Below are 14,300 nucleotides of genomic sequence, written 5' to 3'. Positions count from 1 at the left end.
CCACGGGCGAGAGAACCCGCCGACGGACGGAAGCGGCAGCGGAGACGGCTCCTTCAGGGGCTTCGGAAGCTTCGGGGCCTCCGGGGACTCCGGGAGCTCCGGGTCCGGGAGCTCCGGGTCCGGGAGCTCCGGAGCCTTCGGAGGCGGCCCTCGCGGAGAGTCCCCCGGCACCCCCGCCCTGAGCCCCGACGAGCTTGCCGTACGCCGGCTGATGCACGGCGCGGTGGAGGGCCTGGCCCCCTCCGACGGCACCCTCGACCATCTGCGCAGGGCCGTCCCGCTCCGCCGCACCAGGCGCCGTCAGGCGGTGCTCGGGATGGCAGCCGCGGCCCTGCTGATAGGCACCGCGGTCCCGGCGTTCCTGCACGTGTCCAAGTCCGGCAGCGCCGCCACCGCCAACTCGGCGAACGCGGGCCACTCCGCGAGCACCGAGGGCATCGAGTCCGGTGGTACGGACGCCGGTCCCGGCGGCGGCGAGCAGAGCACGGACGGCCCGCAGAGCAAGGGGCCGGGCAAGGAGCCGGGCGGCACGGACCCCGAGGGCAAGCCGAAGCAGTCCCAGTCGGGCAACCCGGACACCGGCGAGAGCGGCACCGACAGCGGCGGCGACGGCGCGGGGGCGTACGAACAGGACACCACGGAGCCGGAGAAGCCTGCCTGCGACGGCAAGCAGCTGACAGTCGTCAGGGCGACCACCGGCGCCCCGGACGCCCAGGGCAAGGTCTACGGCACCTTCCGGATCGCCAACAAGTCCGGCGCCGAGTGTGCGGTGCCCGGCGGCGGCAGCATGAACTTCCAGGCGATGGGCGCCGCCGACCAGTCCCGCATCAAGGTCGTCGAGCACACCTCGGGGGACCCGGCGGCAGGCCTGCCGGACCCCGCGAAGGAGGCCCGGAGCCTGGTGCTTCCGCCGGAGGCGGCGTACGAGGTGAAGTTCGCCTGGGTCCCCCAGGACACCTGCCCCTCGACGGGCGAGTCCCCGAAGCCGACCCCGACCAACGGCAGCGGCGAGAGCGCGGGCCAGGCCGCGGCGGGCGGCGGTGCGGGCGGCGGCGAGCCGGGTGGCGGCAAGGTCCCCGACACGGGCGCGGGCAATACGGACTCCGCGGGCAACGGCGCCACCACTCAACTGGGTACGGGCGACGGCGAACCGGCGGACGGCAAGGTCGCCGTGACGCACACGGCGGAACCGGGCGCTCCGAGCGCGGAGGCGACGATTCCCAACGCGTGCGCGGGAACGATCTACCGGACGGGCGTACTGGACGCGCCCTGACCGGCGCCTTCCGCTTCCTCTTCCGCCGCAGGGCCGGCAACGGCGGTTCCCGACTCCGCCTCCGCCGCCTCTTCCTCCGTCAGGATCCCCCACGCGAGGTCCCGCGCGGTCTCGGCCTCCCGCCGCACCAGCCGGAACCACATGAAGAGCACGAACCCGGCGAAGACGAACCACTCGCCGGTGTACCCGAGGTTCTGGAACGCCTTCAGATCGAGCCCACTGCCCTGCGGAGCCACGGCGGGCACGGCCTTCATCCCGCTCTCGCTCGCGCTCTGGGTGATCCAGGCGTCGTACACCCCGTACGGCACGAGATTGACGAGCGTCGAGGAACTGATCATCCCGACCTGCCCCGCGGGCAGCCCACCGGAATTGTCGACTCCGTCGGTCTGCGAGTTCTCGGAGGCCTGGAGAGCGCCGGTCACGGTGACTTCACCGGTGGGCGCGGGCGGCGGAGTGGCCCCGCGCACGTCCCCGGCGACCCACCCCCGTACGACCGGAAGGCCCTTGCCCCCGCCCCCGTCGGTCTTCAGCATCGCGAGGACGTAGTACCCGTCCTTCTCGTCGAGCACGCGTCCGGGCACGAGGAACTGCTCGGCGTACCGCCCGCTCACCTTCGCCTGCCTCCCCGACGTCTCCGTGGAGACGGGCAGCAGCTCCGCCAGCGGCACGGGGGCCTGCTTCGAGGGATCGGGAGCCGCCTCCGCACTGCGGTGCGAGTCGACCCGGTCCTCGAAACGGCCGAGCTGCCAGGACCCCATGAAAATGCAGAAGGGAATGGCAAGCACGACGAAGAGGTTGATCCCCCACCAGCGCGGAGTCAGCAGAAACCGATACACGCTTCTACGGTACGTTCCCGACCACCCCCACCGAAGGGCGGGTCACCTCAGCCGGGCACCTTCAGCCCGTCCTGGCAACTTCAGCCCGTCCGGCGTTTGAGGACGCGCGGCGCAGCCGTGCACCGGGCGCAGCCCGGAACCCCAGCCCCCACCGGCGCCGGCCCGCACCCCGTACCTTCGCCCGCCCCCTACCCCTTCAAATGCCGCCGCACGAAGTCAATCTCCAACCGCACCTGCTTGATCCGCTCCTCCACGACGAGCGACCCATGCCCGGCCTCGTACCGGTACACCTCGTGCACAGCCCCCCGCTCCACCAGCCGGTCGACGTAATTGTCGATCTGCTTGATCGGGCACCGCGGATCGTTCATCCCCGCCGAGATGTAGACCGGCACCCTCACGTCGTCGACGTACGTCAGCGGCGACGACGCGGAGAACCGCTCCGGCACCTCCTCCGGCGTCCCCCCGAACAGCGTCCGGTCCAGCGCCTTCAGGGCCTCCATCTCGTCCTCGTAAGCCGTCACGTAGTCGGCGACCGGCACGGCGGCCAGCCCGAGCGCCCAGGCGTCCGGCTGCGTACCGAGCCCGAGCAGCGTCAGGTACCCGCCCCAGGAGCCCCCGGACAGCACCACCCGCGCGGGATCGGCGAGCCCGGAATCCACGGCCCACTCCCGTACGGCTGCGATGTCCTCCAGCTCGATCAGCCCCACCCGGTGCTTCAGGGCGTCGGTCCACTCCCGCCCGTAGCCGGTCGAACCGCGGTAGTTGACGCGTACGACGGCGAACCCGTGGTCGACCCAGGCGGCCGGCCCGGCAGCGAACGAATCGCTGTCGTGCCACGTCGGCCCCCCGTGCACCTCAAAGATGGTCGGAAACGGCCCGTCGCCCTGCCCCGCGGGCCGCTGTACGAGCGCATGGATCCGTCCCCCCGGCCCGTCCACCCACACCGTCTCGACCGGCACGGACACCGGCGCCCTGGCCCCCGGCGGATCGAGCACGACGCCACCGCTGGTCGACCGTACGACCGACGGCTCGGCGGCCGACGACCACATGTACTCGACGGACCCGTCGGGCCGCGCCGTAGCCCCGGAAACGGACCCGGCGGGCGTCTCCACCTGCGCCAGCACCCCACTCCCGATGTCGTACCGCCACAGCTCCCCCCGGGCCTCGAAGCTGTGCCCGACGATCAGCGCCGACCCGTCCGGATACCAGTCCGCGCTCACGTCCCCGGGCAGATCGATCGCCAGCTCGGTCTCGGTCCCGGTCACCGGGTCCCAGATCATCGGCTCCCAGCGCCCCCGCCGCTGGTGCCCCACCAGCAGCCGGCTGTCCCCGTCCACGGGCGCGAACCCCAGCACCTCAAGTCCGAGCTCCTTGGTCCCGCCCTCGCTGTCGTCCAGATCCGCGACGACGCTCCCGTCCGCCACCCGCAGCACCCGCAGCGACGAATGCATGGCATCCCCGTGCTCGGTGTGCTCAATGGCCAACAGCGCCGAATCGTGACTCAGATCGCCGACCCCGGCGGACTCCCGGTGCCGGTAGACCTCCACCGGCTCCGCGGCCTCCCCCGTCCCCCGTACGACATGAATGGTCGACCCGTCCTCATCGGTGGACCGCCCCACGACCACGGTCCCGTCGAGGCCGAGCGCGAGCCCCGCCGGATAGGAAGCCTCCAGCCCCTCCACGGCGAGCACGTCGGGCCCGCCCCCGAACGGCTGCCGCCGCCACACCCCGAACTCGTCCCCGTCGGTGTCGTCGAACCACCACACGGACTGTCCGTCCGGCGCCAGCATCCCGTCGGTCGTCCCATTGGCCCGGTCCGTCACCTGCCGCTGGGCGCCGCTCTCCCGGTCCCACGCGTACAGCTCGTACGTCCCCGTCGCATTCGACACGAACAGCGCCCGCTCAGGAGCCTGCTCCGCCCACTCGGGCAACGACACCCGAGACGCCCGAAACCGCTGCTCCCACCGGGGAACGTCCGTCACACCACTGCTCTCATCACGACTCATCCCCCCATCAAACAGGACCCGCCCCCCACCCCAAGCGGAATCCCTGCCCCCTGTTTGTCAGACCCCCCGCCCACACTCGATCCATGACCCATCACACAGACCTGCACGCCACCGTCCACACCTACTGGACGTCCGCCGAGGCCCGCGACTGGGACACCTTCGACACGACCCTCGCCGACGACGTCACCTACGACCTCCCCCAAACCCGTGAACGCATCCACGGCAAGGCCGCCTACTCCCGCTTCAACCGCGACTACCCGGACACCTGGCACGCCCAGGTCCTGCGCACGGTCGTCGAAACCACCCACGCGGTCACCTGGCTCCACGTCACGGTCGGCCTGGAAGAACGCCACGCCCTCACCTTCTTCACCGCCGACCCCACCACCGGCCTCCTCACCACCATCACCGACTTCTGGCCCGAACCGTACGAACCGCCGAGGGGGCGGGAGCATCTGGTGGAGAGGTACTGACGGCCAAGCCCTGAACGGAGCCGGGAGAGCCACATGATCCGCTCCCCGCTCGCTCCCTATGCATCCCACAGGTGCATCTCACAGGTGCATCATCGACATGAGGTCGGCGCTCCGGACACCGGTCGACACCTCCGGGAGCTGCTGCCCCGGCTTCACCCAACCTGCCGCGACGGCGGAGGCCACGGCCGCTGCCTCGTCGGCATCCGCCGCGGTGTTCAGTGCTTCGTCTTCCCCTCCTGCCGCTGCTGTCGCGGCCGCCCCTGCGGACTGCGAGGCCTTGATGGCAGCGCGGCAGGCGTCGGTGGCGGCCGCGCTGTCGCCGTCGCAGAGTTGGCCCGCTTGCGCGGCTTGGGCGGCGGAGGCCGCTGCGTTCCTCGCGCAGCGGGAGTCGGCGGCCGGATTCGGAGCGGACTCGTCGAGCACCGCGAGGGCCTTCGCGGACACCCGGGCCGCGTTGCCGGCCTTCCAGACGATCTGCTCTTTGGTCATCCTGCCGTCGCGGGTCTCGCTCGGCGCGTGCTGCTCGACGTAGTGGAACAAGGCGGTCGCCCTGGCCGCGGCGCTCGCGGCACGTGCGGAGTGCCGCTGCCGAAGTGCCGCCTCGGGGCCGAGCCCGCCGGCCTCCTGGACGCGATCGTCGTCATGCTCGCTCATGCCATCTCCTTGCCTGACAGGGTGAGGGGGCGCCCACCGCTGTGGGCGTCGGGCAGGGTGACACGTCGGCCTCGAACAGACCAGAGCAATGGCTCAGGAAGTGGCGTTCTCGTTACTGCGAGCCGGAGGGAGCAGGAGATCCCGCTGAGGGTGCTGCTCGCCCTTGACGCCGCCCTGGACTCCAAGGTGCCCTCGGTCTGAGAAGCGCCCTAGAGGAACAGCCCGAAGACGCTGTCGAGCGACCAGCTCTGCCAACACATGGCGAACAGCCCCACCGCGGAGATCAGCGCCATCATCAGGTTCTGCCCCTGCTCGCCCCAGTCGTGGATCATCAGCACGAGATAGATCAGGTTGAGGATCAGGCCGCAGACGAGCGCGATCGGCGTCAGGAAGCCGACGATCAGGCCCAGCCCGAGGGCGAGTTCCGCGTAAGCGACGAGGTAGGCCATCGGGCGCGGGCGGGGCTTCACGATGCGGTCGAAGCCGCGGCGTACGAATGGCCATCGGTGGTCGGCCGCGATGCCCTCCGCCCACGCGATGCCGCCGCCCTTGAACCAGGTCTTCTTGTCCTTGTGCCGCCAGCTCTCCAGCCACCACAGGCCGAGGCCAATGCGAAGGACCGCCATCCACTCGGCGCCGCTGAGCCAGATCGTCTCCACCTCGTACCCCTCGCTCGCGATGAATCTGATGCAGCGTCAGTTCAGCGGTTGTCGCAGGATTGCGCAAGGGGATCAACTTCCCTGCTCCTCCTTGTCGCTTGAGGGTGGAGCCCCTAACCTCCAACTGATGGGTCGTCAGATTCGAGTCGGTTGAACCGGCGAGCAACTGGGGGTACGGCGTGGTTGGAAACGAGAGCGGCACAAGGGAGATCCCCAAGGTCATCAGCGTGGACGACCACGTGATCGAGCCCGCGCACCTCTTCGAGACCTGGCTGCCGAAGAAGTACCGCGACAAGGGCCCGAAGCCTTTCACCGCCGGCATCGGCGAGCTGGAGTACGTCGGCGGGAGGTACCGGTTCCACACCGACCCGAACGGCCAGACCACCGACTGGTGGGAGTACGAGGGCCTTTTCTTTCCGTACAAGCGCATCATCGCGGCCGTCGGCTTCTCCCGCGACGAGATGACGCTCGACGGCATCACGCGGGAGCAGATGCGGCGCGGCTGCTGGGACCCGGCCGCACGCCTGAAGGACATGGACCTCAACCACGTAGAGGCCTCGCTCTGTTTCCCCACCTTCCCGCGCTTCTGTGGACAGACCTTCGCCGAGGCCAAGGACAAGGAGGTGGGGCTGGCCTGCGTCCGGGCGTACAACGACTGGATGGTTGAGGAGTGGTGCGGCGACAGCGGAGGCCGGCTCATCCCGCTCTGCCTGATCCCGCTCTGGGACATCGACCTCGCCGTTGCCGAGATCAAGCGCAATGCCGCTCGCGGGGTCCGCGCGGTGACCTTCAGCGAAATCCCGACCCACCTCGGGCTGCCGTCGATCCACTCCGGCTACTGGGACCCGTTCTTCGCGGCGTGCGAGGAGACGGGGACGGTGGTGAACATGCACATCGGCTCGTCGTCCCAGATGCCCGCCGCCTCACCGGACGCACCGCCGGCGGTGCAGGCCTCGCTGTCCTTCAACAACGCGATGGCGTCGATGATGGACTTCCTATTCTCCGGAGTCCTGGTGAAGTTCCCTCAGCTCAAACTGGCGTACAGCGAGGGGCAGATGGGCTGGATCCCGTACGCACTGGAGCGCGCGGACGACGTGTGGGAGGAGCACCGCGCGTGGGGCGGCGTGAAGGACCTGATCCCCGAGCCTCCGTCGATGTACTACTACCGGCAGATCTTCTGCTGCTTCTTCCGCGACAAGCACGGCATCGCATCGATCGACACCGTCGGCGTGAACAACGCGACCTTCGAGACCGACTACCCACACGTCGACTCGACGTGGCCGCACACGAAGCAGGTGGCCGAGGACCACGTCGGGCACCTGCCGGAAGACGTCCAGTACAAGCTGCTGCGGGGCAACGCCATCCGGATGCTGGATCTGTCGTTCGACCGGGACCGGCCTGTGGCGAGGGGTGCTTGACCGCCAGCAGGGTGCGGAGGCCGGGTGGCGGTGGTGGCCAGGTGCAGGTGGGGGTGGCCTGGCGTCAGACGAGCGACTCGGCGGCCGTGCGGGAGAACACCAACTCGCTCTCGCCCACGATCGGCCCGCGCCACCGCACCGGCGGCATCGGTCGACGTAGGGCGAGTGGGTAGCTTTCGGGCCTGTAGTCGCTGGGCAGGCGGTACGTGTGGAAGCCGTGCTCGCGCATGGTTTCCAGCAACTCCTCCCAGGAGTCACCCAACTTGGCCATGCGCTCAGGAGTGACCTCCACCGCGATCTCCACGTCCTGGCGCAGCTCGCCGAGCGCTGGGGCCAGCCCGCGGATGACACCGCCTTCGGCACCTTCGACGTCGATTTTGATGACGCGTGCTCGGGCCAGTTCGTCCGAAGACAGGAGCTCCGGGAGCGGAATGGCCTCCATGTCGAAGGACGACTCGGCGGGTCCGTCGTACGGGACGATGCTGTTGGCGCCCATGTTGTGCGAGCTGGCGAGTACGAACGTCAGGGTCTTGTGGCTGTCGGCGACGGCACCGTTGACGGCGCGGACGTTCTCGCAGCCGTTGAGCTCGATGTGCTGCAGCACTCTGCGGTGGAATGCGGGGGAGGCTTCGATGGCGACCACCCGGCCGGCGCTGCCGACGAGCCGCGAGCCGAGGATCGTGAAGTAGCCGACGTTGGCTCCGACATCCACCAGGACGTCGCCCGGACCGAGGCGGCTCTGCAGCCAGTGGGTCATGTGGGGCTCCCACACTCCGAAGAGGTGGATGTAGCGCTGGATGAGGTCGCGCGTGTCGACCGCGAACCGGGCATCGAAACAGGCTTCTACGACTCGCTGCCGGGGATGGTCGCGCAGGTGAGGGTTGAGATATCCGGCTGCGATCGGCCCTTTGAGCAGCGACCCAGGAGCGTGGCGTACGTATCCGCGGCCGAGGGTGACCATCAGCTCCGAGATCGGCGTAGTGGCAGCAGGAAGCATGCTCGTGACGGTACGGGCACACCTCGGCAGCAGCAAGATCCCCCGTTCCTGCTCCACCTCGCTGCGCATGGGGTACGGGATACCAGGCGACCGGAACGGTCAGTCGGAAATGACCGGGTAGCGCCACTGGAAGTAGTCCAGTGCGCGGGCGCGGGCTTCGACGACGGCCATGCGGGCATCGCGCTCGGCGGGATCGACGTGCGCGGCCTGGCCGGTCGCCTGCCCCTCCCACTTGCGGTAGTGGAGCCCCACCTCGGCGGAGAACCAGCCGCGGGCAACGGAGTTGAGCGCGAGCAAGAGGCCCGTGTCCTCCGAGGCCGGAAGCGCCATCCAGCCGCCCAGGGCGACGAGGAGGTCCCGGCGGACGAAGAGTGTCGCCGGGTGGACCGAGGCGCGGAAGTTGTGGGCCCTCCAGAAGTCGAGCACTTCGCCCTTCTCGATGGGGCCGGGCTCCGGGTCGCCGGGGAAGCCGGCGGTCGAGCCGTCCGGGAGCAGGTCGAGCACGCGAGAGGTGGCCCAGCCGATGCTCGGGTCCGCTTCGAGGGCGGCCAGGTCGCGTGCCAGGGTGCCGGGCGCCAGCTGGTCGTCGGCGTCCAGGACCTTGACGTAGTCGCCGTCCGCGTGGGCCAGGGCGATGGTGCGTGCGACTCCGGGGCCGCCGCGGCGGCCCTGCCGGAAGGTCACCCGTGCGTCGTCGGGAACGTGCGGAGCGACCTCGTCGCCCTCGCCGTCCTCCTGGACGAGCCAGTGCCACTCGCAGCCTTCGGGAAGTTCCTGGTCACAGAGCGACTTGTACGCGTCCGGCAGGAAGTGCGCCGAGGCCGCGTGGACGGCCGTGACGATGATGATGCGCCGGGTCACGGCTCACCACCTTTCCAGTGGAGTCGTGAACACCATGTCCGGCGTCGGGGGCCGTGCGCAGACATGCTCCTCGATGCGGCCGAGCCCGATGCCCACGGTGTGGAGCTGGTTCTGGGTGCCGCCCGGCCACGGCTCCTTGGTCTCGTCCAGGAGGTCGGGGTCCGGCGCGACCATGTTGCGGACGAGGTAGGAGGTGACCAGGGCGAACGGTGCGTTCTCGGCCGCGTACCGCGTCCGGTAGGTCCGCTCGACGAGCGGGGTTCCGGCGTCGACCGGGGCGCGTACGCGGTCCTTCTCCCACTGGTGGCGCACGTTCGTCCGCAGGATCTTCGTGCGGGACCGGCGGACGAAGGTGCCCCGCCCGTGCTGCTTCTCGACGAGCCGGTCGCCCGGTCGCAGCCGGCCTGCGCGGATGGCTTCGCGGAGCTCGTCCGCGATCCGCTCGTACGCCACCGCCATGGGAGAGCTCACCGTCCTGTTGACCGACGCAGCTCAGCATACGACTCCTCAAGAGGTCTTGATGAGTGAGGCCGGATCCGTCATCGACGATCTGGACCCTGCTGCGTGGACAACGCGAAGGCCCGGCCGCTGACGACGGGGGATGCATCAGCGACCGGGCTGTACCCAACGTAACAAGGCTGCTTGCGCAGAGATAGTCAACTGACCTGCCGCGAAGAGGGGTTGTGAGAGGGATCACGCAGTGTGATCCGCGGGTGGGGGTGGTGTGCCGTTACTCGTCGCAGGGGGGCGCGTACGAAATGCGGGGCAGGTAGTCGAGCCACCTTTCCCGCGTCAGCACGCTCCGGGTGGTCGTGCAAATACGGCGAATGGCTTCGTCCGTGTCCAAATTCCACAGCCGGACGGTATCGGTGCCGCTCGAAATACCGAGCATGCGGCCTTGAGGGCTGAACGACAGGAAGCTGCCGGTCTTGGCGTTGGGGCTCATCGACTGACCGATGGGGGAGGCGCTGGACGGGTGGGTGACGTCCCAGAGGCGGACCGCGTTGTCATTGCCTCCGCTGGCCAGGGTGGAGCCGTCCCGGCTGAAGGTCAGAGACACGATGGCGTCAGTGTGCCCCGTGAGAGAGGACTCCGGCCGGTCGGCCTTGAGGGGGTCGGCGACGTTCCAGAGCTGGACTGTGCCGTCGTCACTGCCGCTGGCCAGGGTGCGGCTGTCCGGGCTGTAGGCCAGCGTGTTGACGGGGCCCAGGTGCCCCGTCAGGGGCTTGCCCAGTGGGGTTGCGCGGCGGGCGTCGGTCACGTCCCAGAGCCGGATCGTGCCGTCCGCGCTGCCACTGGCGAGCGCCCGTCCGTCTGTGCTGAAGACGAGGGAATTGATGTAGCCCTTGTGCCCGGTGAGCGGCGCGGTGAGAGGGTCGAGGCGGGCAGGGTCGCTGACGTTCCACAACTGGATGGTGCGGTCGGTGTGGGCGGTTGCCAGGGTGCGTCCGTCCGGGCTGAAAGCCAGTGCGTCGGGGCCCGCGAATCGTGTCCGCAGCGCGACAGGCGGCCCGTAGGCAAGGGGCCGAGCCGGATCGGTGACGTTCCACAACTGCACCGCACGACGTCCCGTCAGCACGGCGAGTGTGCGGCCGTCGGGGGAGAACACCAGCGAACGCACCTCCCCCTCGCCGGGTTTGACCGGTTGGCTCAGTGACACGGGCCGGTTGGGGTCCTCCACGTTCCAGAGCCGGACCTGCTCGTCCCGCGCGGCGGTGGCGAGCACTTTCCCGTCGGGGCGGAACGCTCCTATCCGCCCGATCATGTCCGCCGTCGGGATCGACCACAGGCGGACCTTGTTGTCGCCGCTGCCGGTGGCCAGAGTCCGCCCGTCGGGGCTGAAGCCGAGGGCGTACATTTCTCCGCTGCTGCCTGCGAGAGGCTCACCGACTTGAGAAGGATGCACGGGATCACTGACGTTCCACAGGCTCGCCGTACTGTCCGCGCTGGCGGCCGCGAGCATGTATCCGTCGGGATGGAAGGCCACCGACCAGACGGGGCCGGTGTGGTGGGTCAGCGGCGCACCGAGTGGCTCCGCGTGACGCGGGTCGGTCACGTTCCAGAGCCGGATGGTGTCGTCCGAGCCCCCGCTGGCGAGAGTGTGGCCGTCGGGGTGGAAGGCCACGGAGTGCACCGTGCCCGTGTGGCCGGTCAACACCTTCTCCACCGGCTTCGGACGACGCGGGTCGGCCATGTCCCACAACCTGATCGTGCCGTCGTCACCACCGGCCGCCAGCGTCCGCCCATCGCTGCTGAAAGCCACGGAACGCACAGCGGCGGTGTGCGCGGGAAACGCACCGAGCGACTGCGGCCGCCCCGGGTCCTCCACGTTCCACAGGCGAACGTTGTGGTCGTCATTGGCGGTGGCCAGAGAGCGCCCGTCCGGGCTGAAAGCGACCAGATAGATCGAGCCGCCGTCGCTGATCAGAGGGTCACCCAGCAGGCGCGGGTGGCGGGGATCGGACACGTTCCACAGCCTGATCGTGCCGTCGTCCGACGCACTGGCGAGGGTGTTGCCGTCCGGGCTGAAGACCGCGCTGCTCACCCAGCTCCTGTGACCGGACAGGGGTTCGCCCAGGCTTTTGGGGCGCGACGGGTCCGCGACGTCCCACAGCCGAACGGTTCGGTCGTAGCTCGCCGTGGCCAGGAGCCGCCCGTTCGGGCTGAACGAGGTGAGGTAGACGGCGCCGGTGTGGCCAAGGAGCGGTGTGGCCAGAGGCGCGTTCACGATGGAGATCAACCGGTTCTTCGCCGCCTGGTCGTCCGGCCGCAGGCGATGCGCCACCAGGCCGAGCTGCGCGGACAGCGACGGATCCGTGTACTGGGCGCGGTCGGCCTCGGCGACCACCTGCGCGAAGACGGCGTCGTCCCGCTGCCGCGACGCGACCACTGCCGCGGACACGGCAACGATCGCCAGGGCGACCAGAGCCGCCACCGCACCGCGGGCCATCAGGACCGTGCGCCTGCGCAGCCGGGCGGAGGCGGCCAGGAAGTCCATCGCGCCCCGGGTCAGGAAGGTGTCACCAGTAGATCGCGCCCAGGCCCTGGCCTGTTCCAGCCGGGACCCCCGGTAGAGGAGTGCCGTGTCACGGGCGGAGTCCTCCCATGCCTTGCCGTCCTCCTCAAGCCGCTGGCGCAGCAGGTGGTCGTCCCTGTCCTCGTCGATCCAGTCGCGCAGGCGGGGCCAGGCGTGGAGCAGCGCTTCATGCGTGATCTCCACGCTTTCCGCGTCGAGTGTCACCAAGCGGGCGTGCACCAGTGCTTCGAGCGATTCCTCCGTCTTGCCGGGGTCCGTCGACTCCTCGGCGAGCTGGCGTCGAGTCCCTCGCCTTCGGGTGGCCTGAGTGTCTTCGCCCAGCCGGACCAGCCTGAGGAGGAGGAGTCTCGCGGCCGTGCGTGCCGCCGGGTCGAGGCCGGACCAGGCGCACTCGGCGGTCGCCGCCACGGCTCCCTGGATGCCGCCCGCCGCGCGGTAGCCGGCCAGCGTCAGACGTCCCGCCTTCCGCCGCTGCCAGGTGGCCAGCAGGGCGTGGGAGAGGAGCGGCAGCACTCCCGCGTCGTACGTCCCGTGGAGGCCGTCCGTGCTCACCTCTTGGACTATCAGCTCCGTGAGACCCGGTTCGAGTTCCAGTCCCACGGCCTTGGCCGGACCGGTCATCGCGTCGCGCAGCTCGGAGTGGGTCAGCGGGCCGAGCACCATGTGCCGGTGTTGCAGGGCGTCGGCCAGTTCGGGGTGCCGCAGGCACTGCTCGTAGAAGTCGGCCCGTAGGCCGAGGACTACGAGTGCGGGGGCGGGGTCGCCGGCGCCGGCGGTCGAGCACGCGGCGTGCAGAACCTGGATGAAGGTGCGCCTGGCCGCCTCGTCGGAGCAGAGAGTGAACGCTTCCTCGAACTGGTCCACGACGATGACCGGACGGGTGGCGGCGGATGCCGAGCGTCGTGCCCACGCCGTGACGGACTTCCGTACCGCCTGCGCGAAGAGCGGCGTACCCGATTCCTGCGCGGGCCCCTCGACGGTGTGCGCCAGCTCAGGTATGTGGCGGGTCAGCTCCGCGAGGGGGTCGGCTCCCGGTACGAGTTGCAGCACCGAACCTGCCTGTCCGCCCTCGTCACCCAGTGCGCCGTTCTGCAATGTGGGCACCAGACCGGCGTTCAGCAGAGAAGATTTCCCCGCTCCCGAGGCGCCTACGAGCATGACCAGGCCCCCACTCCTCTCCGCTGTACGGAGTTGAGCAACGAGGTCCTCCGTGCTCCGCTCGCGGCCGAAGAACCACCGGGCGTCCTGCTGACGATACGAAGCCAGCCCGCGGTACGGGCACACACCGGGGACAGCCGGGGCTTCGGCCTGAAGCGAGTCCTCGTCCTGCGACGGTGTCGCGGCGGCGCGGCCGGTGACCGGGTCCGCCACCGCGCGGTCCCAGAGAAGCTGCCACTGGGTCATCTCGTACAGCCCCGCGGACACCGGCACGGGACGTACTCGCCGCGCTTCGGGGATCAGGATGTGCAGCACCGCTGCGAGGGCGGCGAACTGGGCGGGCACGTTCTTGGCCCGTCGCCAGTCGCTGATCCGCTGGGCGGACACCCGCACGGGCCGGCCTCGTTCATCGACCCGCTGAAGCCGGACGACTGCCTCGGCCACGCGCTGGAGGGGAGGGTTACCGGCTTCCTTGTACAGCAGCGCGAGACGTTCAGCGAAGGCTGTGCGCGCCCCTGAGTCGGGATTCAAGACCTCCACCCCTTACTTGCATCGCTCCCGAATATCCGGACCGGAAAACTCACTCTATGTGTCTGACCTGCGGTGATGGCGTCCGGACGATGATGGGGCCTCCTCGGCGGAAGCTGCAACTGGCAGGATCGCCATCCGGTAGTGATCCAAGCGCGCAGCGTCAGAGTAGGTCACCAGTGTGACGCCGTCCTGTCTGTGCGCAGTCTGTGGATCGGGTGCTACCTCGATGCGCACCGCCCCCCATGCGGCGCGGATCGACACCGTCGCGTTGTTCGCTACCGGTCCCCACAGGGGAGGGACCGGTAGCCAGGACCGAAGCAGCCTTCGTGTACTTCATCTAAGTTCCCTCATTTTCTGCGGTGAGCTTCTCAGTGTGACGAATTCGGCGCCGTGAGTACGT

At 69.6% G+C, this 14,300-nt stretch carries 10 protein-coding genes and 1 pseudogene; 3 read left to right on the top strand and 8 right to left on the bottom strand.

All coding sequences use genetic code 11. The annotated features are described in order from the left end of the window. Window positions 1–211 precede the first annotated feature (211 nt). Window positions 212–1,273: a hypothetical protein gene (locus tag AB0D18_RS03765; protein ID WP_362412237.1), complete on the top strand. Its 1,062-nt coding sequence runs from the start codon at window positions 212–214 to the stop codon at window positions 1,271–1,273. On the opposite strand, the gene AB0D18_RS03760 is transcribed toward AB0D18_RS03765, so the two are convergent. Together AB0D18_RS03760 and AB0D18_RS03755 are read right to left on the bottom strand one after the other, a co-directional pair. Then, on the bottom strand, window positions 1,243–2,109 hold the full coding sequence (locus AB0D18_RS03760; protein ID WP_362412234.1) for an SURF1 family protein: 867 nt from the start codon (window positions 2,107–2,109) through the stop codon (window positions 1,243–1,245). The two genes, AB0D18_RS03765 and AB0D18_RS03760, sit on opposite strands and share 31 nt — an antisense overlap. A gap of 188 nt (window positions 2,110–2,297) precedes the next feature. Continuing rightward, on the bottom strand, window positions 2,298–4,115 hold the full coding sequence (locus AB0D18_RS03755) for a prolyl oligopeptidase family serine peptidase (RefSeq protein WP_362412231.1): 1,818 nt from the start codon (window positions 4,113–4,115) through the stop codon (window positions 2,298–2,300). A gap of 83 nt (window positions 4,116–4,198) precedes the next feature. On the opposite strand from AB0D18_RS03755, the gene AB0D18_RS03750 reads away from it, so the two are divergent. Further along, entirely contained in the window at window positions 4,199–4,585 is a 387-nt protein-coding gene (locus AB0D18_RS03750) for a nuclear transport factor 2 family protein (RefSeq protein ID WP_362412228.1), read from the top strand. 78 nt (window positions 4,586–4,663) lie between these two features. Here AB0D18_RS03750 and AB0D18_RS03745 read toward each other — a convergent pair whose 3' ends face one another. Together AB0D18_RS03745 and AB0D18_RS03740 are read right to left on the bottom strand one after the other, a co-directional pair. Then, entirely contained in the window at window positions 4,664–5,239 is a 576-nt protein-coding gene (locus AB0D18_RS03745) for a hypothetical protein (protein WP_362412225.1), read from the bottom strand. Between the two features lie 209 nt (window positions 5,240–5,448). After that, window positions 5,449–5,898: a DoxX family protein gene (locus AB0D18_RS03740; protein WP_362412222.1), complete on the bottom strand. Its 450-nt coding sequence runs from the start codon at window positions 5,896–5,898 to the stop codon at window positions 5,449–5,451. 179 nt (window positions 5,899–6,077) lie between these two features. Here AB0D18_RS03740 and AB0D18_RS03735 point away from each other — a divergent pair, with 179 nt between their 5' ends. Beyond that, the gene (locus AB0D18_RS03735; RefSeq protein ID WP_362412219.1) at window positions 6,078–7,316 is read left to right on the top strand and encodes an amidohydrolase family protein; all 1,239 of its coding nucleotides are present in this window, start codon (window positions 6,078–6,080) and stop codon (window positions 7,314–7,316) included. Between the two features lie 64 nt (window positions 7,317–7,380). Here AB0D18_RS03735 and AB0D18_RS03730 read toward each other — a convergent pair whose 3' ends face one another. The 4 genes and pseudogenes from AB0D18_RS03730 to AB0D18_RS03715 form a co-directional block, all read right to left on the bottom strand. Further along, window positions 7,381–8,313: an FkbM family methyltransferase gene (locus tag AB0D18_RS03730; protein WP_362412216.1), complete on the bottom strand. Its 933-nt coding sequence runs from the start codon at window positions 8,311–8,313 to the stop codon at window positions 7,381–7,383. Between the two features lie 99 nt (window positions 8,314–8,412). Beyond that, a complete protein-coding gene (locus tag AB0D18_RS03725; RefSeq protein ID WP_362412213.1) occupies window positions 8,413–9,174 on the bottom strand; it encodes a glycosyltransferase in 762 nt (253 codons plus the stop codon). A 39-nt stretch (window positions 9,175–9,213) separates the two neighbouring features. Continuing rightward, window positions 9,214–9,633 (bottom strand): annotated as a pseudogene (locus tag AB0D18_RS03720) (GntR family transcriptional regulator); the annotation flags it as partial. 271 nt (window positions 9,634–9,904) lie between these two features. Next, window positions 9,905–13,909, bottom strand: coding sequence for a hypothetical protein (locus AB0D18_RS03715; RefSeq protein WP_362412210.1), 4,005 nt, complete (start codon window positions 13,907–13,909; stop codon window positions 9,905–9,907). Between the last annotated feature and the right edge of the window lie 391 nt (window positions 13,910–14,300).

This window comes from Streptomyces sp. NPDC048442, from assembly GCF_040651475.1.
Classification (GTDB): Bacteria; Actinomycetota; Actinomycetes; order Streptomycetales; family Streptomycetaceae; genus Streptomyces.
This window is presented reverse-complemented; position numbering and strand designations above follow the sequence as displayed.

Bases quoted from the DNA above. Each gene is read 5' to 3' on its own strand.
- AB0D18_RS03765 (WP_362412237.1), top strand. From the start codon at position 212: ATGCACGGCGCGGTGGAGGGCCTGGCCCCCTCCGACGGCACCCTCGAC.
- AB0D18_RS03755 (WP_362412231.1), bottom strand. From the start codon at position 4,115: ATGAGTCGTGATGAGAGCAGTGGTGTGACGGACGTTCCCCGGTGGGAG.
- AB0D18_RS03750 (WP_362412228.1), top strand. From the start codon at position 4,199: ATGACCCATCACACAGACCTGCACGCCACCGTCCACACCTACTGGACG.
- AB0D18_RS03745 (WP_362412225.1), bottom strand. From the start codon at position 5,239: ATGAGCGAGCATGACGACGATCGCGTCCAGGAGGCCGGCGGGCTCGGC.
- AB0D18_RS03730 (WP_362412216.1), bottom strand. From the start codon at position 8,313: ATGCTTCCTGCTGCCACTACGCCGATCTCGGAGCTGATGGTCACCCTC.